19 protein-coding genes are annotated in these 19,474 nt (G+C 68.3%); 4 read left to right on the top strand and 15 right to left on the bottom strand.

Going from position 1 to position 19,474, the window contains the following annotated elements:
• Positions 1-34 precede the first annotated feature (34 nt).
• Positions 35-619 carry a phosphatase PAP2 family protein gene (locus tag GC106_RS01190; RefSeq protein WP_173123405.1) on the bottom strand — a complete coding sequence of 195 codons (585 nt, stop codon included), beginning with the start codon at positions 617-619 and terminating at the stop codon, positions 35-37.
• Positions 620-745: 126 nt separating this feature from the next.
• Between GC106_RS01190 and GC106_RS01185 the strand changes: the two genes are divergently transcribed.
• Positions 746-1,957, top strand: a complete 1,212-nt coding sequence (locus GC106_RS01185) for an ROK family transcriptional regulator (RefSeq protein ID WP_173124598.1) — start codon at positions 746-748, stop codon at positions 1,955-1,957.
• Here the strand turns inward: GC106_RS01185 and GC106_RS01180 are convergent.
• Positions 1,932-3,440, bottom strand: a complete 1,509-nt coding sequence (locus GC106_RS01180; protein ID WP_173123403.1) for an alpha/beta hydrolase — start codon at positions 3,438-3,440, stop codon at positions 1,932-1,934. The genes GC106_RS01185 and GC106_RS01180 overlap by 26 nt on opposite strands.
• A 79-nt stretch (positions 3,441-3,519) precedes the next feature.
• Positions 3,520-4,443, bottom strand: a complete 924-nt coding sequence (locus GC106_RS01175) for an NAD(P)/FAD-dependent oxidoreductase (RefSeq protein ID WP_173123401.1) — start codon at positions 4,441-4,443, stop codon at positions 3,520-3,522.
• A gap of 79 nt (positions 4,444-4,522) precedes the next feature.
• Here GC106_RS01175 and GC106_RS01170 point away from each other — a divergent pair, with 79 nt between their 5' ends.
• Entirely contained in the window at positions 4,523-5,107 is a 585-nt protein-coding gene (locus tag GC106_RS01170) for a helix-turn-helix domain-containing protein (RefSeq protein WP_173123399.1), read from the top strand.
• A 123-nt stretch (positions 5,108-5,230) separates the two neighbouring features.
• A complete protein-coding gene (locus tag GC106_RS01165) occupies positions 5,231-5,818 on the top strand; it encodes a hypothetical protein (RefSeq protein WP_173123397.1) in 588 nt (195 codons plus the stop codon).
• 64 nt (positions 5,819-5,882) lie between these two features.
• Here the strand turns inward: GC106_RS01165 and GC106_RS01160 are convergent, their stop codons facing one another.
• From GC106_RS01160 to GC106_RS01105, 12 genes are all read right to left on the bottom strand, one after another.
• Positions 5,883-6,482 carry a nuclear transport factor 2 family protein gene (locus GC106_RS01160; protein WP_173123395.1) on the bottom strand — a complete coding sequence of 200 codons (600 nt, stop codon included), beginning with the start codon at positions 6,480-6,482 and terminating at the stop codon, positions 5,883-5,885.
• Positions 6,479-6,964 carry an Rv1363c family protein gene (locus GC106_RS01155; protein WP_173123393.1) on the bottom strand — a complete coding sequence of 162 codons (486 nt, stop codon included), beginning with the start codon at positions 6,962-6,964 and terminating at the stop codon, positions 6,479-6,481. The genes GC106_RS01160 and GC106_RS01155 overlap by 4 nt, the downstream gene beginning before the upstream one ends.
• Positions 6,961-8,151, bottom strand: coding sequence for an MlaD family protein (locus tag GC106_RS01150; protein ID WP_173123391.1), 1,191 nt, complete (start codon positions 8,149-8,151; stop codon positions 6,961-6,963). The genes GC106_RS01155 and GC106_RS01150 overlap by 4 nt, the downstream gene beginning before the upstream one ends.
• Entirely contained in the window at positions 8,151-9,185 is a 1,035-nt protein-coding gene (locus tag GC106_RS01145) for an MCE family protein (protein WP_173123389.1), read from the bottom strand. The genes GC106_RS01150 and GC106_RS01145 overlap by 1 nt, the downstream gene beginning before the upstream one ends.
• A complete protein-coding gene (locus GC106_RS01140) occupies positions 9,185-10,285 on the bottom strand; it encodes an MCE family protein (protein WP_173123387.1) in 1,101 nt (366 codons plus the stop codon). The genes GC106_RS01145 and GC106_RS01140 overlap by 1 nt, the downstream gene beginning before the upstream one ends.
• A complete protein-coding gene (locus GC106_RS01135) occupies positions 10,282-11,331 on the bottom strand; it encodes an MCE family protein (protein WP_246364608.1) in 1,050 nt (349 codons plus the stop codon). The genes GC106_RS01140 and GC106_RS01135 overlap by 4 nt, the downstream gene beginning before the upstream one ends.
• Entirely contained in the window at positions 11,328-12,341 is a 1,014-nt protein-coding gene (locus tag GC106_RS01130; RefSeq protein WP_173123385.1) for an MCE family protein, read from the bottom strand. The genes GC106_RS01135 and GC106_RS01130 overlap by 4 nt, the downstream gene beginning before the upstream one ends.
• Entirely contained in the window at positions 12,338-13,522 is a 1,185-nt protein-coding gene (locus GC106_RS01125) for an MCE family protein (protein ID WP_173123383.1), read from the bottom strand. Before GC106_RS01125 ends, GC106_RS01130 begins: the two co-directional genes overlap by 4 nt.
• On the bottom strand, positions 13,519-14,331 hold the full coding sequence (locus GC106_RS01120) for an MlaE family ABC transporter permease (protein WP_173123381.1): 813 nt from the start codon (positions 14,329-14,331) through the stop codon (positions 13,519-13,521). Before GC106_RS01120 ends, GC106_RS01125 begins: the two co-directional genes overlap by 4 nt.
• Before the next feature lie 2 nt (positions 14,332-14,333).
• Positions 14,334-15,122, bottom strand: a complete 789-nt coding sequence (locus tag GC106_RS01115; protein WP_173123379.1) for an MlaE family ABC transporter permease — start codon at positions 15,120-15,122, stop codon at positions 14,334-14,336.
• Positions 15,122-16,498 carry a DUF6801 domain-containing protein gene (locus GC106_RS01110; RefSeq protein WP_173123377.1) on the bottom strand — a complete coding sequence of 459 codons (1,377 nt, stop codon included), beginning with the start codon at positions 16,496-16,498 and terminating at the stop codon, positions 15,122-15,124. Before GC106_RS01110 ends, GC106_RS01115 begins: the two co-directional genes overlap by 1 nt.
• Before the next feature lie 68 nt (positions 16,499-16,566).
• Positions 16,567-17,745, bottom strand: a complete 1,179-nt coding sequence (locus GC106_RS01105; protein WP_173123375.1) for a DUF6801 domain-containing protein — start codon at positions 17,743-17,745, stop codon at positions 16,567-16,569.
• A 450-nt stretch (positions 17,746-18,195) separates the two neighbouring features.
• Here GC106_RS01105 and GC106_RS01100 point away from each other — a divergent pair, with 450 nt between their 5' ends.
• Positions 18,196-19,461: a PucR family transcriptional regulator gene (locus GC106_RS01100; RefSeq protein WP_312872337.1), complete on the top strand. Its 1,266-nt coding sequence runs from the start codon at positions 18,196-18,198 to the stop codon at positions 19,459-19,461.
• Positions 19,462-19,474 lie beyond the last annotated feature (13 nt).

Here is a 19,474-nt window from a genome sequence, read left to right as displayed (position 1 = left end):
CCGGAACTGCGATGCCTGGCCTCGCGCGAGCGGATTACGTCAGCGCCCAGAACAGCATTCCCCCGACACCCGCGCCGACAAGCACGCCGGCGATGACCTGCCCGGTCGTGTGGTCGCCGAGGGCCACCCGCGACCACGCCACCAACGCCACGAGCACACCCACCAAGGCAAGCCACGGCCCGAACGTCACCGCGAGCACGACCATCGCACCCGCGGCCACGCCCGAGTGCATCGAGACCTTCCAGGAGAGCCCGAACGTGATCCCCAGCATCACCAGCAGGCTCACGAAAAGGCTGACCGACAACGCCAGCATCTGCGGCGGCGCGCCGCCCACCCCCAGGATCAGCCAGCCGGTGCCGACCGACAGGATCGTGACCAGGAACGGGATCAGCCGATGTTCCCTGACGGTCACGTGGTGACTGTCGTATTTGCCCTGCTTGACCCCACGCAACACCACGGCCATCGGGACCAGCGACCCCGTCACGCCGACAACCGCGCCCCACAGCACCGTTCCGCCCAGGTCACGGGTCGCTTGCGCGGCGACCACGAACGGCAGCCCGAACACCCAGATCCACGGCGCCAGCAGTTCGGTCACCAGCCGCGCGTATCTCGTCCTCAACTCGCCCCCATGTCACACCGGCGCAAGCCTACCGACCAGGCCCAGCACTCCTCTTCACTGGCTGTGGCGGCTTGACGACAGTCGATAGGTTCCCACGTGGGGGTGAGGTTCAATGTAAGGGTGACCATGCAAGCCGCAGCCTCCACGCCCCGGGTCGAGACCAGGCAGCAGTCCCAGTTGCTCGCTCTGCTGCGCGACGAGGGCCCGTTGGCCAAAGTCGAGTTGGGCGAGCGGCTGGAGTTGCCACGCGCGAGACTGGCGACCGAGATCGCCAAGCTGTTCGAGTGGAACCTCGTCGAGTCCGGCGGCCCGGCGGCCAGCCGGGGAGGCAGGCGCTCGACGCTCGTGAAACTCGCCGACGACCTGCGGTTTCTCGCCGCCGACATCGGGGCGACGTCGATCGGTGTCGCGGTCACGGACGCCCGCTGCGAGGTGCTGGCGCACATCGTGGAGGACTACGACATCCGCAAGGGCCCGGTGTCCGTGCTCGAGCGGCTGACCCAGCTGTCCGGCAAGGTGCTCGGCGAGGTGACCGGACGTGTCATCGGCGCCGGTGTCGGCCTGCCGGGCCCGGTCAGTTTCCGCGACGGCATGCCGGTCGCGCCGCCGATCATGCCGGGCTGGGACCGTTTCCCCGTGCGGGACCGGCTGGCCAGCGCGTGGGGATGCCCGGTCACGGTCGACAACGACGTGAACGTGATGGCCCTGGGCGAGCGGCACGCGGGAGTCGCGAGGTCGTTGAACGAGCTGATCTTCGTGAAGGTCGGTACCGGCATCGGCTGCGGGATCGTCCTCGGTGGACGGGTCTACCGGGGTGTCGCCGGGACCGCGGGCGACATCGGGCACATCAAACTGGACGACTACGGCCCGGCCTGTGCGTGCGGTGAGGTCGGGTGCCTGGAGGCGTACTTCGGTGGTGCGGCACTGGCGCGGGACGCGCTGACGCTCGCGCGCAGCGGCAGGTCGATGTTCCTGGCCGACCTGCTCGCGCACAAGGGTGAACTGGCCGCCAGCGACGTGGCTTCGGCCGCCAGCGCCGGCGACTTCGCCGCGGCCAACCTGGTCAGGGAGGGCGGCAGGCGGCTCGGTCACGTGGTCGCGTCCCTGGTCAGCTTCCTGAACCCGGGCATGGTCGTGATCGGCGGCGGTGTCTCGCGCCTGGGCCACCAGCTGCTCGCCGAGGTCCGCAGCGCGGTCTACCGCCGCTCGCTTCCGTTGGCCACCGGCAATCTGCCGATCGTGCTGTCCGAACTGGGCGAGATGGCGGGCGTGATCGGCGCCGCGTGGTCGGCCACCGATCACGCCTTCGCCGCTACCGGGTCTGGATCAGTGGGCTGATCTTCCCCGTGCCGGAACCGGTCACCGGATCGGGCTCGCAGAACATGTCCCGTGCCGGCAGCACGCCGGTTTCCAGGAACCGGTGCACTTCGCGCACGGCGCACGACGGCGTCGACGGGTCGTACGCACCGTGGTTTCCGGTGTCGACCGACACCATCTTCGTCCGCTGTCCCAACGCGTGACGCATGCCCAGCGCGCCGAGGTACGGCGTCGCCGGATCCCGGAGTGTCTGGACCATCAGGATGTTGGCCGGGCCCTTGCTCGTCACCTTCACCGGCGGCTCGACCGGGTCACGCCCGAACGCGCAGGACCAGACGTTCGTGCCCATCCCGCCCAGCAACGGGAACAGCTTGCGGTTGACCGCGACCTCCCGTTGGTAGTGCCGCATGTCCCGTGGCGCCTTGGCGTCGCCGCAGATGACCGCCAGCTGCGAGGCCCGGAGGTTGTCGCCGGGCACCGTCGGCGGGACGGCCAGAGTCGCCGGGGCGGCTCCGCCGTTGAAGAACACCCACCAGTCGGCCAGGATGGGGAACTGGACCGTGTGGTACGAGTAGCTGAAGGAGAGCGCCCGGACCACGTCACCGTTGATCACCAGGCCGGACGGGTCGGTGATGGGGCTGGCGTCCAGTTTGGCCACCAGCTCGAAGTACTTCGCGCGCACCTCGGCCGGTGTCGCGCCGAGCTGGTAGGTGGCGTGGCGTTCGGCGAGCCACGCCGCGATGTCGGCGAACCGCAGTTCGAAACCGTGGTCCCACAACGCCCACTGCTCGTGCCAGACCCTGTTGGGGTCCACATTGGAATCGATGACGAACCGGTCGGTCCGGTCGGCGAACATCGTCGCGTAGACCGCACCGAGGTAGCTGCCGTACGAGCCGCTGTTGTACGAGACCTTCTTCTCCCGCAACGCGATCCGGATCTGGTCCATGTCGCGTGCGGTGTTCGCGGTCGTGATGAACGGCCGGATGTCGCCGCCGTGCAGCTCACAGTCCCGGGACAGTGCCTTGCCGAACTCGACGTTCCTGTCGATCGACCCGTCCTTCGCCGGGAACGGGAAGTACAGGTCCGGCGGGTATTCCAGCGGCGTGCGCCCGCACGTGACCGGTGTGCTGTACCCGACTCCACGCGGGTCGAAGCTGACCAGGTCGTACTGGTCGAGCACTTCCTGCGGATAAAGCTGGACGTACGCGGCGGGCAGGTGCAGGCTCGGCCCACCCGGCCCGCCCGCGTTGTGCAGCAGAATTCCCCGGCGCAGCCCCGGTTTGGCGGTGGCCAGTTTCGAGACCTGCACGTCGATCGTGCGGCCCTTCGGGTCCCGGTAGTCCAGCGGGACCTTCAGGGTCGCGCACACCAGCCGGGGATCGTCGGCCCCGATCAGCGACGGCGGGCACTTCCCCCAGGCCGGTTCGGGCGGTGCCGCGTTCGCCTGTGGCACGGGCACCGCGAACGCGGCCGCGGCGACGAGCACCGACAATGTTCTTCGCATCTGTTCTCCCCTCTAGGAATACCGGGGAAGGTAGTGCGAACGCCGGTGCCCTGACATCCTTCGCGCGAACGACCCGCTGTCATACTCGGCTGTCACGGTGGCGCATGTCGTGCGCCTCGCGTTCCATGGCGTGGGAGAAGACCATCGCCCGATCGGTGTCGGCCTGCACCAGGTCGGAGTTGATCATCGCGGCCGCGGTCGAGCCCTCCGCGGCGGAGCTGATCAGGTTGGCCATCATGTTGCCGGCGTTGCCGGCGATCCAGATGCCCTCGACGTTGGTCTTGCCCGCGAAGCCGGTCAGCGCGGGGTCGTAGCCCAAGGGCTTCAGGAAGTCGTCCCGGGGCACGAAGTCCGGCCTGAGGAACACTGCTTCCCTTGCGATGAAACGACCATCGGTCAGCTCCACGCCACGCAGCCGGTCGTCCTCGACCACCAGCCCACGCACGGTTCCCTCGACGATCCGGATCTCCCTGGCCGCCAGCTTCGAACGCTCGGGAACGTCCTGCGTCGGCGTGATGAAAACCAGGTCCGACGACCATTGCCGCAACAGCAACGCGTGGTGCGCGTCGCCGAGCACGGCGATCGGCCGGTCCGCGTACTCGTAACCGTGGCAGTACGGGCACGCGAAGACGTCCTTGCCCCACCGTTCGGCCAGTCCGGGGACGCCGGGCAGTTCGTCCCGCAGCCCGGTCGCCACCAGGATGCGGCGCGCCTTGAGCTGTGTGCCGTCCGCGAGGTCCACAGTGAACCCCCGGGTGATCCTGGTGACCTCGCCGGAGATGAACTCGCCGCCGTACCCGTCGACCTCCTTCCGGCCGAGGGCCAGCAACTCGCTCGGCGGCACACCGTCCCGGGTCAGGAAGCCGTGCGAGTGCGCCGCGGGCGCGTTGCGTGGCTGTCCCGAGTCCACGACCACGACTGAGCGGCGGGCCCTGGTCAGCACCAGGGCGGCGTTGAGCCCGGCCACGCCGGCTCCGATCACGACAACGTCAGAGGTTTTCATGTCGACGAGGATGCGGGCCTTGGTGCCGAGTTGACAACATTTGTTGCCGATTCGGCAACGCCGGAGCCACACTGGGGGCATGGATCTCACCGAAACCCTGGCCGAGGTCGGGCCGCGCCTCAAACGTGTGCGGACCGAGCGCGGCGTCACGCTGACCGAGCTCGCCACGGTCACCGGCATCTCGAAGAGCACGCTGTCCAGGCTGGAGTCGGGGCTGCGCAAGCCCAGCCTCGAACTGCTGCTGCCGATCGCGCAGGCGCACCAGGTACCGCTGGACGAGCTCGTCGGGGCCCCGGAGGTCGGCGATCCGCGCGTGCGGATCGCGCCGCGCCGGGTCAGGCAGCGCGACGGCAAGTACGTCACCGTTCTGCCGTTGACCCGGCAGCCAGGCGGGCTTCAGGCGTACAAGATGATCCTGCCCGCCGACCGGTGCGAGCCGAACATGGTCACGCACGAGGGCTACGAGTGGCTGTACGTCCTGTCTGGGCAGCTGCGGATGATGCTCGCCGACAAGGACATCGTGCTGCGCGTCGGCGAGGCGGCCGAGTTCGACACCCGGTTGCCGCACTGGTTCGGCACCGCGGACGGCCGTCCGGTCGAAATACTGAGCCTATTCGGCAGGCAGGGCGAGAAAATGCACGTCCGCGCCAGGCCGAAGCAGTAGACCGCTCACCGCCGTGACAATTTCACCGCCGTGCCGGCGCCGACCTTGTGGCGACAACGTACTCACGAGTAGGTTTGATTTCACCACCCTGAGGAGTGCGATTTTCGGCAAGGAGATCGACCCATGCTCAGACCTGTCCTGATCGGTGCCATCGCAGTGACGGCCTCGTTGCTGGCAACAGGGACGGCCGCCGCTGATCCCGTCTTCACCTACGACGTCACCAAAGGCTCGTCCACCATCAAAAAACTCGACGCGACGCTGCCGCTCGGGCCCGGCTCGCTCGTCGTCGACCTGGAGGGCGCGACCGGCCGGTTCACCGCGGACATGCAGCTGCCGCCGTCGCAGGGCAACTTCAAGATCTTCGGGATCTTCCCGACCACCGCGACCGTGACCATGCAGCAGGTCGGCAAGGTGACCGGAACGCTGACCGACGGCGCGGTCGCCGCGCACGCCGAAGTGACGATCAGGCTGACCGACGTCAAGGCGATCGGTTTGCCGCTGTTCGTCGGCGACAACTGCCGGACCGCCAAGCCCGCGTCCATCGACCTGGTGTCCGCGCCCGGGTTCAACCCGCTGGAAGGCGGCGAGCTGACCGCCGCGTCCTACACCATTCCGGAATTCACCGACTGCGGCCTTTCGACCGGCATCCTGAACGGTCTCATCCCCGGCCCGGACAACACACTGAGCCTCACCCTCGCCATCAAGTGGTAAACCCCCACCATATCCCTCGTGAGTGTTTATCGGGGTTCTAACCCTGATAAACACTCACGAGGGTTTACCTGGGGGTTAGCTGGGTTATTTTCCAGACGCCGTCCTGCTTTTCCGCGGTGACGCTCAACGCGGCCGCGCTGCCGCTGGTCTTGCCGGTGTCGGCCCGGGTGGCGACCTGGTCGAGGAACACGAGCAACTCGGCCCTGTCGCCGTCGATCCGCTTGACGCCGGTGGTCGTGACCCGGGTCGCCAGCACGAGTTTCTGGGCCGGTGCCTGCGCACGGACCTGCTCGATCAGCTTGTCGTACTCGCCGACCGCCTGCCCGGCCAGCACGTCCCGCGCCGCCGTGGCGTCGATCTTGTCGTAGCTGAACGAGAAGATCCTCTCCAGGCCGGCCTTGACCTGCCCGTTGACCTCGGTCATCGCCCTCGTGTCCACGCCGGAGTCCACGTTCTGCGCCTTGACCAGGAAGAACACCCCGGCCCCGGCCAGCACGGCCGCGGCGATCACCAGCGCCAGCGGCCACCGGGGCCGCTGGACCTCGACGACCTCTTCACCCTCCTCGACATCCTCGACAGGCGCCTGCTCCGGCTGGGCCGGGCGAGGCCGGTTGTGCCCGGCGACCTTGGGCCTGCGCACCGGTCGTTGCTGCTTCACACTCATGACGTCCCCACCTCGACGGCGCGCAGTGAACTGAGCTTCCAGCCGGAATCGGTCCGGCTCAGCCCGGCCTCGAACCGGTTGCGCTTGACCACCGGCTCCCCGCCCGCCGGGGTCACGGTGATCTCCACGGCGGCGATGACCTGGGCGTTCTCCTGGTCGACCTCGGTCACGGCGGCGTCGACCACCTTGCCGACGGTCGTGGACCTGCCTTCCTCCAGTCGCTTGCGGCTGTCGTCCCGGCCTTGCAGGAGGCTGTCGCGCAGTGACCCGGTCGACGACTCCAGCCAGCGGTCCAGCCCTTCGTCGATCCGCTGGTGGTCCAACGTGGTCAGGTGGGCGATGCCCTGCTCGCCCACCCGCAGCACCTCCTCGCGCGTCTCGGCGTACGCCTCGGCGCTCCCGGCCGCACGCAGCCAGGACCAGCCGAACCACCCGGCGAACGCGGCGGCCGCGACCACCAGGACGAGTGCGAACACCTTCACCGGTCACCTCCAAGGACCTGGGTCAGCGTCTTCGGGCCTTGCGGCACGGGCGTGAGCGCGACGATCGTCGGCTCGCCAGGCACCGGGCCGCCCTTGGGCGCGTTCTGCGAACCACGCACCGAACTGGGGTTGCCGCGTGGCAACGTGCAACGGGCGTCGGTGTTGAGCGGCGCGGGGCTGACGTCCTTGCCGGGCCGGTACTCCGTGCCCCCGTAGCCCTGCCGGCATGACGGCGGGTTGTTGAAGTTCAAGGCCAGCGCCATGTTCGTCTCCCCGTTCGGCCCGATCACGCGGTACCCGTCGCTGATCGCCCGCGGATACGTGCCCAGCAACTGTTCGAACGCGTCACCGCGGGTGGCGAAGATCTGCGCGGGCGTCAGCAGGTTGGCCAGCACGACCCCAACGCCCGTACCGGATTCCCTGAGCAGCCCGCTGATCTCCGCGGCGACCTCGGGCGTGGCCTTGATGAGTTCGCGCAGGTCCCCGTCGGACTTCCTGAGCTGGCCGGCCAGCAGGCGCGCGTCCTCGCTGAACCCTTTGATCGACGACGACAGTTCCTGTTGCGTGAGCAGCACGGCACCGCCGTCGTCGATCAACTGGTGTGTCTGCGGCAAGTACTGCGACGCCGTCTGGACGAACTGAGCCTGGTTGTCGAGCAAGGTTTGCAGGTCCGCGCCACGGCCACGGAACGCGTCGCTCATCTCGTCGACCACGGTCCGCAGCGACTCGATCGGCACCGACGTGATCAGACCGTCCAGGTCGGACAGAACGGTCTGGACGGGCATCGGCAGGTGCACGCCCGTGATCACGGAACCGTCATGCAGGTACGGCCCGTCGTCGCGGCGCGGCCTGAGGTCGAGGTACTGCTCACCGACCGCGGACCGGTTGGCCACGACCGCGACCAGGTCGTCGGGGATCTCCGGCGCATCCGGTTCCAGGCGCAACTCGGCTTCGATGCCGTCGTCGGTCAGGCGCATCGGTCCGACACGGCCGACTCGCACGCCGCGGTAGGTGACTTCGGAGTTGGTGAACAGCCCGCCTGACTCCGGCATCCGCGCGGTGACGACCACGCCCCGGCCGCCGACCAGTTGATCGAGGCCCGCATAGCTGGCGCCGACGTAGCTCACGCCGACCAGGGCGATCACCATGAAGATGGCCACCTGCAGCTTGATCCGACGGGTCAGCATCAGCGACCTCCAGGCGTGCCGACGGGTGGGTCCATCGGGCGCAGGGGCACGGCCGGAGCGTCCGGGTCGGGGGCGGCCGGGGGCGCGAGGTGGATGAACACGTTCAAGTAGTCGCCCTTGATCGACTCGACGGCTTTGTCGGTGAACGGGTACGTCAGCAGCAACTCGAAGGACTGCGGCAGTTTCTCCCCCGCCGAGGCCAGCGCACGCAAGGTCGGCGCCAGCGCCTTGAGGTCCGCCACGATGTCGTCCTTCGACCTGGTCACCGTCTGCACGGCGACCTTCGACAGGTTGTCCAGCGACTTCAACAACCCGACGAGCTGTTCCCGTTGCCGGGTAAGCACGTCGATGCCCGGACCGAGGTCCTTCAGCACACCGGTGATCCGGCCACGCTGGGCGGACACGGTCGCGGCGAGCCGGTTGAGGCTGGTGAGCGCGCGAGTGATCTCGGTGCGGTGGTTGTCGAGTTCCCCGATGAACTGGTCCATGTTGGACAGCAAGGACCGCAGGCCCTCTTCGTTCCCGGAAAGGGCGTTGTTCACCTCGCGGGCGATCTGCTGGAACTGGCCGACGCCGCCACCGTTCAGCAGCAACGACAACGCGCCGAAGACCTCTTCGACCTCGGCGTTGCGGTTGGTCCGGTCCACCGGGATCACCGCGTTGTCGTCCAGCCTGCCGGAAGCCGCGGCAGGCGCACGCAACTCCACGAACTTCTCGCCGAGCAGGCTCGACTGGCGAACGGACGCCTGAGCGTTGGCAGGCAGCGTGACGTCGCCGTTGACAAGCAGGACAACCTCAGCGGTCCATCCGTCGGCACCCACGTCGATGCTGTCCACCCGGCCGACCGGCACATCGTTGACCTTCACACCGGCCTGGGGCACGAGATCCAGCACATCCGAGAACTGCACCCGGACCCGGTAGGGATGGTCACCGATGTCGGCACCGCCGGGCAGCGGGAAGTTGTACACGCCGTTGAACCCGCCCGCGCCACAGCCGGACAGGAGCAGGACAGCGACCACGATCAGGACACGCATCAGCTGCCTCCCGAATACTGCTGTCCCATCACGGGAAGCGGCAACGGCGGCCCACCGGAGCCGGGTTTGAGCTCCAGGCACTTCTGGGACAACGAGGTCACCGCGCCGGTCGGCGGCGTCACGTTGCACACGACCATCGACCCGGGCTGGAAGAACTCGGGCAGGTTGGCCCGGCCCTCCAGCGCTCCGGTCGCCGGGTTGATCGCGTCGGACAGGTTCCGCACGGCGTTCGGCGCCACGTCCAACGCCTCGGCCAGCGACTTCCGTTGATCCACCAGCACCCGGGTGATCCCGGTCAGCTTGTCCACGTTGGACTTCAGGGCCGCCCGGTTGTCCTTGACGAAGCCGCGCACCTGTTCCAGCGCGACGGCCAGTTCCGCCAGCGCGCCACCGAGGTCGGCCCGGTCGGCGGCCAGCGAGGCGGACACGTCCCGTAGCTGGTTGGTGAACTGGACGACCGTGTCGTCGTTGCGGGCCAGCATGGTCGTGAACCGCTGGAGGCCGTCGACCGTACCGAAGAGCTGGTCCTTGGCGGCGGCCAACGTGCGTGAGGCATCGGCGAACTGCTTGATCGTCTCGCCGATCAGCGCACCGTTGCCTTTGGTGTTGGCCGCCATCACGTCCAGCAGCCGGGACAGCTCGCCCTTGGAGTTGGCGCCGTCCGGCCCCAACGCGGTCGAAAGCCGGCTCAGGCTCTTGTACAGGTCGTCCAGCTCGACCGGAGTGATCGTGCGCTCGACGGGAATGACCGCGCCGGACTCCAGCTTCGAGCCGCCGACGTACACCGGCGAGAGCTGCACGAACCGGTCACTGACCAGGCTGGGGGCGACCACCACGGCGGAGGCGGTCGCGGGGATCGCGTGCGCGGAGTCGACCGACATCTCCACACGGACCAGGCGCCCGGCCGGTACCACTTCGTTGACCGTGCCGACCGGAACCCCCAGCACCCGGACGGTCGAGCCCTCGTACAGTCCGACAGCCGACGAGAAATACGCCGTGAGCCGCAGGCCGCCGGACGGCCGGAACACCAGGTAAGTGACCGCCGTCAACGCCAGCGCGACGACGGAGATGATCGTCAGAGCCCGCAGTCCCCGGTTCATCGCGGTCCCTTCGGTGGAACGCAGTTGCCGTCCAGCGGATCGGTGTCCGGCGGCGAGCCGGCCGGCGCGATCAGGCCGCACACGTACATGTCCATCCACCTGCCGTTCCCGCCGGCGTTGCCCAGCAGCCGGTAGTACGGCCCGGCCAGTTGCAGGCTCTTGGTCAGGTTGTCCTGGTTGCGTTGCAGGACAGCGTTCACACGGTCGAGCTGTTCCAACGCGGGACGCAACTGGGCGGTGTTGTCCGCGACCAGCCCCGACAACTGCGCGGCCAGGTCACGTGTTCCGGCCAGCAACGAGCTGATGGAGTCACGCCGTTTGCGGATCTCGGCCAGCAGCAGTTCGCCGTCCTTCAGCAGCTTCTCGACGTCCGCGTTGCGGTCGGCGAAGGTCCGGCTGATCTCCTGGGTGTTGGCGAACAGCTTGGCCAGTTCCGCGTCCCGGGTGGAGATCGTCTTCGACAACGCGGAAAGCCCTTGCAGCGCCGACCGGATCTCCTGCGGCGAATCGGCGAACGTGTCGGCCAGCACGCCGAGCGCGTCGGACAGTTTGCCCGTGTCGATCTCGGTGACCGTGGTCGCCAGCTGGTCGAAGACCTGGTTGATGTCGTACGGCGCCGACGTGCGGCTCATCGGGATCGGTGTGCCGGGATCCTGGTCGGCGTCGCCCAGCGGATCGACGGCCAGGTACTTCGAGCCCAGCAGCGTCTTGATCCGGATCGCGACCGTGCTCCGGTCGCCGATCCACGCGTCCTTGACCCGGAACCGCACCCGGACGTGGTCGCCGTCCAGCGCGACTTCCTTGACCGTGCCGATCTTCACGCCCGCCGCGCGCACCTCGGTGCCCGAGATCAGCCCGGCGGCCTCGCTGAACTGCGCGGTGTACGTCCGGCCGCCGCCGATGACCGGCAGTTCGTCGGAGTAGAACGCCGCCAGGCCGACCAGGGTCAGCACGACGATGCTGATCGCGCCCACCATGGCCTGGTTTCGTTCCTGGCGCGCCGACGTGCTTTTCCTCGCGGAGGCGCCGAACAATACCGACTTCATGACTCGCACCTCGGCTGGGTCACGGGAATGCCCGCGAACGGCATCGGCAACGGGGTCCCGGCCTCGGCCGAGCACAGGAAGGTGTTCAGCCAGGACCCGTAGCTGACGGTCCGGCCGATGCTTTCCATCTTCATCGGCAGGTTGCGCAGCGCGGTGTCGACGATCTGCTCGTTGTCGGCCAGGTTCTTGGCGACATGGCCGAGCGCCGCGATGCTGTCCTTCAGCGGTGCGCGGCTTTCGCCGACCAGACCGGCGGTCGCCCCGGCCAGTTCGTCCAGCGAGCTGATCGCCGCGCCGATCGGCTCGCGGTCCTGGGCGAAGCCGGTCACGAACTGCTGCAGGGTCGTGATCAGGCCGCCGAGCCGGTCGCTCTGCGCGTTCACGGTGTCCAGCACGCGGTTGAAGTTGCCGACCACCTCACCGATCACCTTGTCCTTCTCGGCCAGGGTCGAGGTCAGCGACGCGGTGTGCCGCAGCAGGTTCTCGACCGTCCCGCCCTCGCCCTGCAGGACCTGGACGATCTCGTGCGAGAGCTGGTTGACGTCGTCCGGCGACAGCGCCTGGAACAGCGGCTTGAAGCCGTTGAACAACACCGTCAGGTCCAGGGCGGGCTTGGTGCGCTGCAACGGGATCTCGTCGCCGGGTGCGAGAATCTCGTTGAGTGGGCCGACTCCGCGCTCCAGCGAGATGTACCGCTGGCCGATCATGTTGCGGTACTTGATGGTGGCGGTGACGGAGGCCGGCAGCTTGCGCCGGGCGTCGACCGTGAACGCCACACGGGCGACCCGCTTGTCGGCCAGTTCGACGGCCTCCACCTGGCCGACGCGGACACCGGCGATCCGCACGTCGTCGCCGGCCGACAACGACGTCACGTCCTCGAACCGGGCGGAGTACTCCACCGACGGCCGCAGGTCGACGTTGGCGATGGTCAGCCCCAGCAACCCGGTCGACGTGACCGTCACGACCGCGAACAGGAACAGTTTCACCAGCGGTGCGAGAAGGCTTCTCATTCGACGGTCACCTCCGCCCCGCGGTACAGCGGGCCGACCAGCAGGCTGCCCCACGCGGGCATGTCGCCGAGCACGGCGCCGAGCATCTCCCGTTCGGCCGGTGAGTTCGGCAGCGGCTCGATGCCCACCGGCAGGAACTTCGGCGCTTGCGGACCGGCGCAGCGCGGACCGGGCTTGGCGTCGTACACCGGCTCGTCGCGGCCGGGGACGTACTTGCCGCGATCGTGCACGACCTTCAGCCTGACGTTCAGCCCGCCGTCCGCGAACGCCTTGTCCACGCGGGGTTTGAAGTCCGCGACCGCGGTCAGCAAGCACGCGTAGGAGGGCGCGTACTTGGCCAGCAGTTCGAGCGTGCCCCGGCCGGTGTCGGCCAGTGAGATGATGGTGTTCTGGTTCTGTGACAGGAATGTCGTCAGGTCGGTGCCGGCGGTACCGAGCGAGCTGTAGAGGCTCAGCAGTGCGTCGCGTTGGTCCACAATGGTCCTGCTGGTCACGGTGAAATCGGACAGTGCTTGCAGGAAGTCGTCGGCGGCGTCGCCGTAGGTGTCCGCGACCGCCGCGAACCGGCTGATGTCCGCCTTGATCTGGGGCAGCTTCGGGTTCAGCTCGCCGACGTACTGTCCTACCTGGACCAACGTGTCGCCGAGCTGCTCACCCCGGCCGTCCAGCGCCTGGGACAGCGCGGTGAGCATTTCGGCGAGCTTCTCCGGCCGGACGGAGCGCAGCAGCGGCAACAGGTTGTTCAGCACACGTTCCATCTCCACGCCCGCGGCCGACTTGTCGTGGTCGATCGCGGCCCCCGGCGCGAGCTTCCCGTTCGGGTGGTCGGGCATGGTGAGGCTGACGTACCGTTCGCCGAACAGGGTTTTCGGCAGCAGGCGCGCGGTCACGTTCGCGGGGATCCGTTCGAACGTGGCCGGGTTCATCGCCAGTTCGAGCACGGCCCCGTCGCCACGGCTCTCCACCGAGAGCACCCGGCCGACGTTGATACCGCGCAGTTTCACGTCGGCGTCGGCCTGCATCTGGTTGCCCACCTGGCTGGTGCGCAGGGTGACGACCGGGTCGTCGGAGAACGCGTCCGCGTAGATGGCCACGGTCAGCGCGAGGAACGACGCCACGATCACCACGTACACCAGTCCCAGCAGGCGCATGCTGGTCTTCTGGTAGCGCTCCTCGGTCATCCGGCGATCCTCACCGTCGTGTCGGTGCCCCAGATGGCCAGGCTCAGGAAGAAGTCGAGGATGCTGATCGCCACGATCGACCACCGCACCGCCCGGCCGACCGCCAGGCCGACACCGGCCGGACCGCCCGCGGCCCGGTAACCGTAGTAGCAGTGCGCCAGGATGACCGCGACGCTGAAGATGATCACCTTGACGAACGACCAGAGCACGTCCTCCGGCGGCAGGAACAGCGTGAAGTAGTGGTCGTAGGTACCGGCCGACTGTTCGTAGAACTCGACCGTGATGGTCCGCGCGGCCAGGTAGGAGGTCAGCAGGCCGATCACGTACAGCGGGATGATCGCGATGAACCCGGCGATCACGCGGCACGTGACCAGGTACGGCAGGCTGGGCACGCCCATGGTCTCGAGCGCGTCGATCTCCTCGGAGATGCGCATCGCGCCGAGCTGCGCGGTGAAGCCCGCGCCGACCGTGGCCGACAACGCCAGCCCGGCGACAAGCGGCGCGATCTCGCGCGTGTTGAAGTAGGCCGACAGGAATCCGGCGAAGGCCGACGTGCCGACCTGGTTCAACGCCGAGAACCCTTGCAGACCCACGACTGTGCCGGTGAACACGGACATGCCGACCATCACGCCGATGGTTCCGCCGATCACCGCGAGCGCGCCGGTGCCGAAGCTGACCTCGGACAGCAGCCGGACGATCTCCCGCGTGTAGCGCCGGGCCGCGCGCGGGATCCACAGCAGGGCCTTGACGTAGAAGGAAAGCTGGTCGCCGAGTTTGCCGGCCTGGTCGAGCTGGCGCTGGATCACCATCGCTACAGCCCCTTCCGCGGAACGACCTGCAGGTAGATGGTGGTCAGCACGAAGTTGAGGAAGAACAGCAGCAGGAACGTGATCACCACGGCCTGGTTGACCGCGTCGCCGACGCCTTTCGGACCGCCCTTCGGGTTCAGGCCGCGGTACGCGGCGACCACCCCGGCGACGAACCCGAACAGCACGGCTTTGATCTCACTGATCCACAAGTCCGGCAACTGCGCCAACGCCGAGAACGTGGCCAGATACGCGCCCGGCGTGCCGCCTTGCAGGATGACGTTGAAGAAGTAGCCGCCGAGCACACCGACAACGCTGACCATTCCGTTGAGCAGCACGCAGATCACGATCGCCGCGTACACCCTCGGCACCACCAGCCGGTGGATCGGCGAGACGGCCAACGCCTCCATCGCGTCGATCTCCTCGCGGATCTTGCGGGAGCCCAGGTCCGCGCAGATCGCCGAGCCGCCCGCGCCCGCGATGAGCAAGGCCGTGATGATCGGGCTCGCCTGCTGGATCACCGCCAGCACGCTGGCCGACCCGGTGAACGACTGCGCGCCGATCTGCCTGGTCAACGACCCGAGCTGGAGGGCGATCACGCCACCGAACGGGATCGCGACCAGTGCCGCGGGCAGGATCGTCACCGACACGATGAACCAGCACTGCTGGACGAACTCGCGGAACTGGAACGGCCGGCGGAACGTCATCCGGAAGACGTCCAGGCCGAGCGAGCAGAGCCTGCCGACCTCCCTGAGCCCGGCCAGGCCTCGTGCCGCGAACTGCGGGGTGGCCATCACCGCCCGCCTTTCAGCGGCGGAACGCACGGCTGGTCGGGCGGTTCGCAGAAGTTGATGTTGCCGAAGGTCAGCTTGACGTGGTTGCCGGGACCGGAGATCAGGCCGGTGAACAGCGGGTCCAGGTTCTCCGTGCCGAAACATCCCGAGTACGGCGGGATGGTCACGTCGGTCTCGATGGTGCCGCCGGTGAACACGTCCCACTCCCCCAGCACGGACTTCAGGTTCATCACGACCGGCTCCGCGGTCTGGCACTTCGTGCCGACCGGCAGCGGGGTCCCGTTCACCTTCACGTCGCTGAGCAGCAAGTGGACCTTCGCGGTTCCGGTGAACACGCCGTCCCGCAGGCGTCCTTCGGCGCGACCGACCGGGATCACGGTGACCACGGCGGTCGTCGGCATGAACCCGAAGGCCACGAACGACCCGCTGGCGGGCGGCCAGAGCAGGTCACCGAACACCGCACCGCAGGCGATCTCGAAGGTCGGGCCCTCGAACCAGAAGTACAGCTGCGCGCTGAGGTAGCCGGGGCCGAAGTCGATGCCGGACTTGAGCTTGCGGACCTGGGCGTGCCCGGAAAGGTCGTAGTACGACCAGAAGTTGTACGAGTCCGGCGGGATGTCCTGGCACAGCTCGGGTTCCTCCTCCCGCTGCTGCCCTTGCTGCCGCTGCCCGGCCGGTGGCCTGGCGGTCCCGGACGGGCCAGGGCGGGATGGTGCCGTCGTCGACGTCGTCCCCGGGGTCTGAGTGGCTTTCGACGGCCGGGAGATCGAGGTCGGCGGCGGGTTGAGCACCGCGACCGAGCCGAGCGCCGTGTCCTGGCCTTCGTCCGGGACGCACGCGACCGGCGTCGCCTCGCCCGTCGGTTCCTCCAGCGCCCTGACCTGGGCCAGCAGCATCTCCAGCGGACCGACGGTGAAGTGCACCGGGCCCGGCTCGGCCGCCGGAACCTCCACTGTGGACTTCAGCGGCAGGTCGACGGCCAGCTCGCCGGTGTCCGGCAACGCCGTCTCGGGCAACGGGCCACGGACCGGGAACATCTTGCCGGCGGCGCCGAGCTGGATGCCCAGGATGCCTTCGAGTGTGGTGATCTGCTTGTCCTTGAACGCCTGCACGGCCTCGGCCGGGAACGTCACCTTCAGCTTGACGTCCTGTGGCCTGATCGGCGTCCCGGCCGGCACCGAAGCCGGCAGCGTCACCGCGACCTCGGCGGTGATCACCTGCTTGCCGACCGGTTCGATGTCGCACGTCCCGCGGACGGCCTTGACCACGGCGGACTCCGCCGCCTGCTGTCCCGCTCCCGCGCCCGCGGCGGTGGGTGCCGCCGCGGTCACCGCGGCCAGCACGATGGCGAGACCTACGCGCTTTCGGTGCGACAACGTGACTCCATGGTTTGGCGGCGGGACCGCCCCGGGCACGACGCCCGGGACGGTCCCACCGCCGGTGGTCAGCTGAAGGTGATCGCGCCGAGCGCCGGGTTCTGTCCGGCGTTCAGCGTGCACGGGACAGTGAAGGTGCCGAGCGCGGTCGGGGTACCGTCCGCCTTCAGCGGCGTGAACGTGCCGTTCAGCTGCTGTCCGGCGCTGATCGCGACCGTTCCCGGCGCGCCGACGGTGACGCTGGGCACGGCGGGCGACAGGGTCGCGACGAGTTCCCCGGAGGCAGGCACGTTCACCGAGGGGACGGGGCCCGGAATCCCGACGGTGATGGACGTTCCGTTGTACGTGTTGTCCGCGTCGGCCACGCCACTGCCGGAGACAGTCGCCGCGGCGTTGGCCCGCAGCACGTCCACGACCGAGGTGGGCAGCGTCGCGGTGATCGACAGGTTGGGCTGGACGCGGTTGCCGACCGTGCCCGTGGCCGGGATGGTGCCGGTGATCCGGCCGGTGACGTCGACCGCGCCGCTCTCCGGGAAGACGCAGTTGTACGTCAAAGTTTTGTCAATGGGCTGCGACGGGGGTGTGCCGCCGGCCGGCGGGGTGACGTCGTTTCCGCTGACCGCGATGGCCGCCAGTGAGCGGTCCTGCGGCGGGGTGGTCGCCTTCACCGAGCAGGGAACGTTCAGCACACCGAGCGCGGTGGGTGTTCCGTCCGCCTTGCGGGTGTCGACTTTGGCCGTGAAAACGGCACCGGCGGCGAGACTGACGCTGCCCGCCTTGTAGACGATCAAGCTCGGCGTCGGCCCGGAAATGTCGACCGGCATGGTGCCGGACGGCGGCACCGTCTGTTTTGCGATTTTCAGTCCGGGAATTCCAAGGGTCAAGTTTTTGCTGTCGTACGCGGCGTCCACGTCGGCGACGGCCGTGCCCTCGGTCGTGGCCGTCTGGAACGCGCGCAAAGCGTTCACGATATTGGCGCTCAAGGTGGCCGTGATCTTCAGATCGCCATTGACGATACGGGCACCGGTGGTACCCGTGTCCGGGATCGTGATAGTGACGGTCGCATTGACGTCCTGCGCGCCCACCAGCGGGAAGGTGCACCGATAGGTGAGGTTCTTGGTGACCTCGCCCAGCGCACCGGAATCCGGTGCCGCCGCGGCCTGGCCGCCCGCCACGAACGCGCCAGCAGCCATTACGGCGACAGCGGCCAGGGCGGCGCTGCGTCTCCCGGAAAACCGTGACTTCATTTACTACCTCCTCAGGCTCTCGCCGACAGGGCGGCGAGAACAGGTGGCTTCGATTCACACGGCAGACCTACCGGGGAGTAGGTTACTTCCCATGACTCGCGGGTAACAAGAGGTTGTCCAATAACCCCGGCTCGGTGGTCAAATTTGTCACGACCCGGCGAAATCCGTTGGAACCACTTGTCACGCGCCTGCGGGTGAAGCGCCGGGGAGTAGCGCGACAGCGCCCGTTCAGCGCAGACTTGTGGACCGGAAGACAGCGGCGGGCGCAAAAGTTGTCATGGTCGTGACAGTCGCCCGAGGCGAACCCGAATGGCCTTCACGACCTGCGGAAGTGCCCGGTGAGCCGTTGACAGCAAAGGTTGCGTCAAAATATAGTGCGCGGGTTATAACTATTGGGCGATATCAACGACGATACGACAGGGTTTCTGTTGCCGCTCAAAGGACGCCGCCGTGACTGAGTCAGGTGCCCGCCGGATCACCACCGCCAACATGGCCGTACCTCCGCAGCGCCTCGAATCGTTAGTGCCGCCGCGCTCGGCGGCGGCGTCGACGCGTATCTGGTCGACCCTTCCCCGCGAGCTGGCGAGCATGTTCCGGCCCCGCGCCGCCGACGTGGCGGTGGCGGTCGTGCAGGAGATCCGCCGGTCCATCCCGGAGTACGCCCGGCTGCTCGAAGGCCCGTTCGGCCCGATCGTGACCGGCGGCGTCGAGGAGGCGATCGCCCAGTTCATCGACCGGCTCGCCGACCCCTCCGCACCACGCGAGGACCGCGCCAAACTCTTCCGGCACCTCGGCAAGCTCGAGGTCGCCCAGGGCCGCAGCGTGGACACGCTGCAGAGCGCGTACCGGATCGGCGCACGGGTGGCGTGGCGCCGGATCGCGGAGTTCGGGCAGTCGGTGAACCTGCCGACGGTGACGATCTGCCAGTTGGCCGAAGCGGTGTTCGACTACGTCGACGAGATCTCCGTGCTGTCGCTGGAGGGTTTCGCCGCCGCGCAGGCCAAGGCCGCGGGCGCGCTGGACCGCAGACGCAGACGCCTGCTCGAACTGCTGCTGTCCGACCCTCCCGTCCCTGCCCAGACGGTGACCGACCTCGCCGCCACCGCGCGGTGGACCGTCCCCGATCACGTGGTCGCCGTCGCGCTGGAACGCGGCGAAGGCGATCACGACCTTCCTTCGTTCGACGACAGCGTCCTCGAGGATTTCGACGCCGCCGAACCGTGCCTGGTGATGGCCGCTGACAACGACCATCTGCCGTCGCTGCACGAGCAACTGCCCGGCTGGCGCGCCGTGGTCGGCCCCCGCGTCCGGCTGTCCGAGGCCTCGACCTCGTTGCGACTGGCCCGGCGCACGCTGACGTACGTCCATCGTGGCCTGATCCAGGACGCGCCGGTGGTCTGGAGCGACGACCACCTGTCGACGTTGTGGCTGCTCACCGACGAGTTCCTGGCGCGGGAACTGGCCGAGCGGACGTTGCGGCCGCTCGCCGGGCTGACCGTCAAACAACGGGCACGGCTGGGCGAGACTCTGCTGGCCTGGTTGGAGACCAGCGGCAGCGCACCGGAGATCGCGGGAATGCTCAACGTGCACCCGCAGACGGTGCGCTACCGGCTGCACCAGTTGGAAGCGTTGTTCGGCGACCGGCTCACCGATCCCGACGACCGGTTCCGGATGGAGATCTCGTTGCGGGCGATGCGCCTGCTCGAACCGCACTGACCCGGCCGGAGCA

The organism is Kibdelosporangium persicum (genome assembly GCF_013280595.1).
In the GTDB taxonomy this organism is placed as follows: domain Bacteria; phylum Actinomycetota; class Actinomycetes; order Mycobacteriales; family Pseudonocardiaceae; genus Kibdelosporangium; species Kibdelosporangium persicum.
Note: the sequence above shows the minus strand (reverse complement) of the source record. Positions and strands in the feature narration are given on the sequence as shown.

What these genes read in the sequence shown, in the direction of transcription:
- GC106_RS01145 (WP_173123389.1), bottom strand. Translation starts at nt 9,185, where the DNA reads ATGCGTGTCCTGATCGTGGTCGCTGTCCTGCTCCTGTCCGGCTGTGGC.
- GC106_RS01140 (WP_173123387.1), bottom strand. Translation starts at nt 10,285, where the DNA reads ATGAACCGGGGACTGCGGGCTCTGACGATCATCTCCGTCGTCGCGCTG.
- GC106_RS01135 (WP_246364608.1), bottom strand. Translation starts at nt 11,331, where the DNA reads ATGAAGTCGGTATTGTTCGGCGCCTCCGCGAGGAAAAGCACGTCGGCG.
- GC106_RS01125 (WP_173123383.1), bottom strand. Translation starts at nt 13,522, where the DNA reads ATGACCGAGGAGCGCTACCAGAAGACCAGCATGCGCCTGCTGGGACTG.
- GC106_RS01105 (WP_173123375.1), bottom strand. Translation starts at nt 17,745, where the DNA reads ATGAAGTCACGGTTTTCCGGGAGACGCAGCGCCGCCCTGGCCGCTGTC.
- GC106_RS01185 (WP_173124598.1), top strand. Translation starts at nt 746, where the DNA reads ATGCAAGCCGCAGCCTCCACGCCCCGGGTCGAGACCAGGCAGCAGTCC.
- GC106_RS01130 (WP_173123385.1), bottom strand. Translation starts at nt 12,341, where the DNA reads ATGAGAAGCCTTCTCGCACCGCTGGTGAAACTGTTCCTGTTCGCGGTC.
- GC106_RS01180 (WP_173123403.1), bottom strand. Translation starts at nt 3,440, where the DNA reads ATGCGAAGAACATTGTCGGTGCTCGTCGCCGCGGCCGCGTTCGCGGTG.
- GC106_RS01120 (WP_173123381.1), bottom strand. Translation starts at nt 14,331, where the DNA reads ATGGTGATCCAGCGCCAGCTCGACCAGGCCGGCAAACTCGGCGACCAG.
- GC106_RS01175 (WP_173123401.1), bottom strand. Translation starts at nt 4,443, where the DNA reads ATGAAAACCTCTGACGTTGTCGTGATCGGAGCCGGCGTGGCCGGGCTC.
- GC106_RS01160 (WP_173123395.1), bottom strand. Translation starts at nt 6,482, where the DNA reads ATGAGTGTGAAGCAGCAACGACCGGTGCGCAGGCCCAAGGTCGCCGGG.
- GC106_RS01170 (WP_173123399.1), top strand. Translation starts at nt 4,523, where the DNA reads ATGGATCTCACCGAAACCCTGGCCGAGGTCGGGCCGCGCCTCAAACGT.
- GC106_RS01115 (WP_173123379.1), bottom strand. Translation starts at nt 15,122, where the DNA reads ATGGCCACCCCGCAGTTCGCGGCACGAGGCCTGGCCGGGCTCAGGGAG.
- GC106_RS01165 (WP_173123397.1), top strand. Translation starts at nt 5,231, where the DNA reads ATGCTCAGACCTGTCCTGATCGGTGCCATCGCAGTGACGGCCTCGTTG.
- GC106_RS01150 (WP_173123391.1), bottom strand. Translation starts at nt 8,151, where the DNA reads ATGCTGACCCGTCGGATCAAGCTGCAGGTGGCCATCTTCATGGTGATC.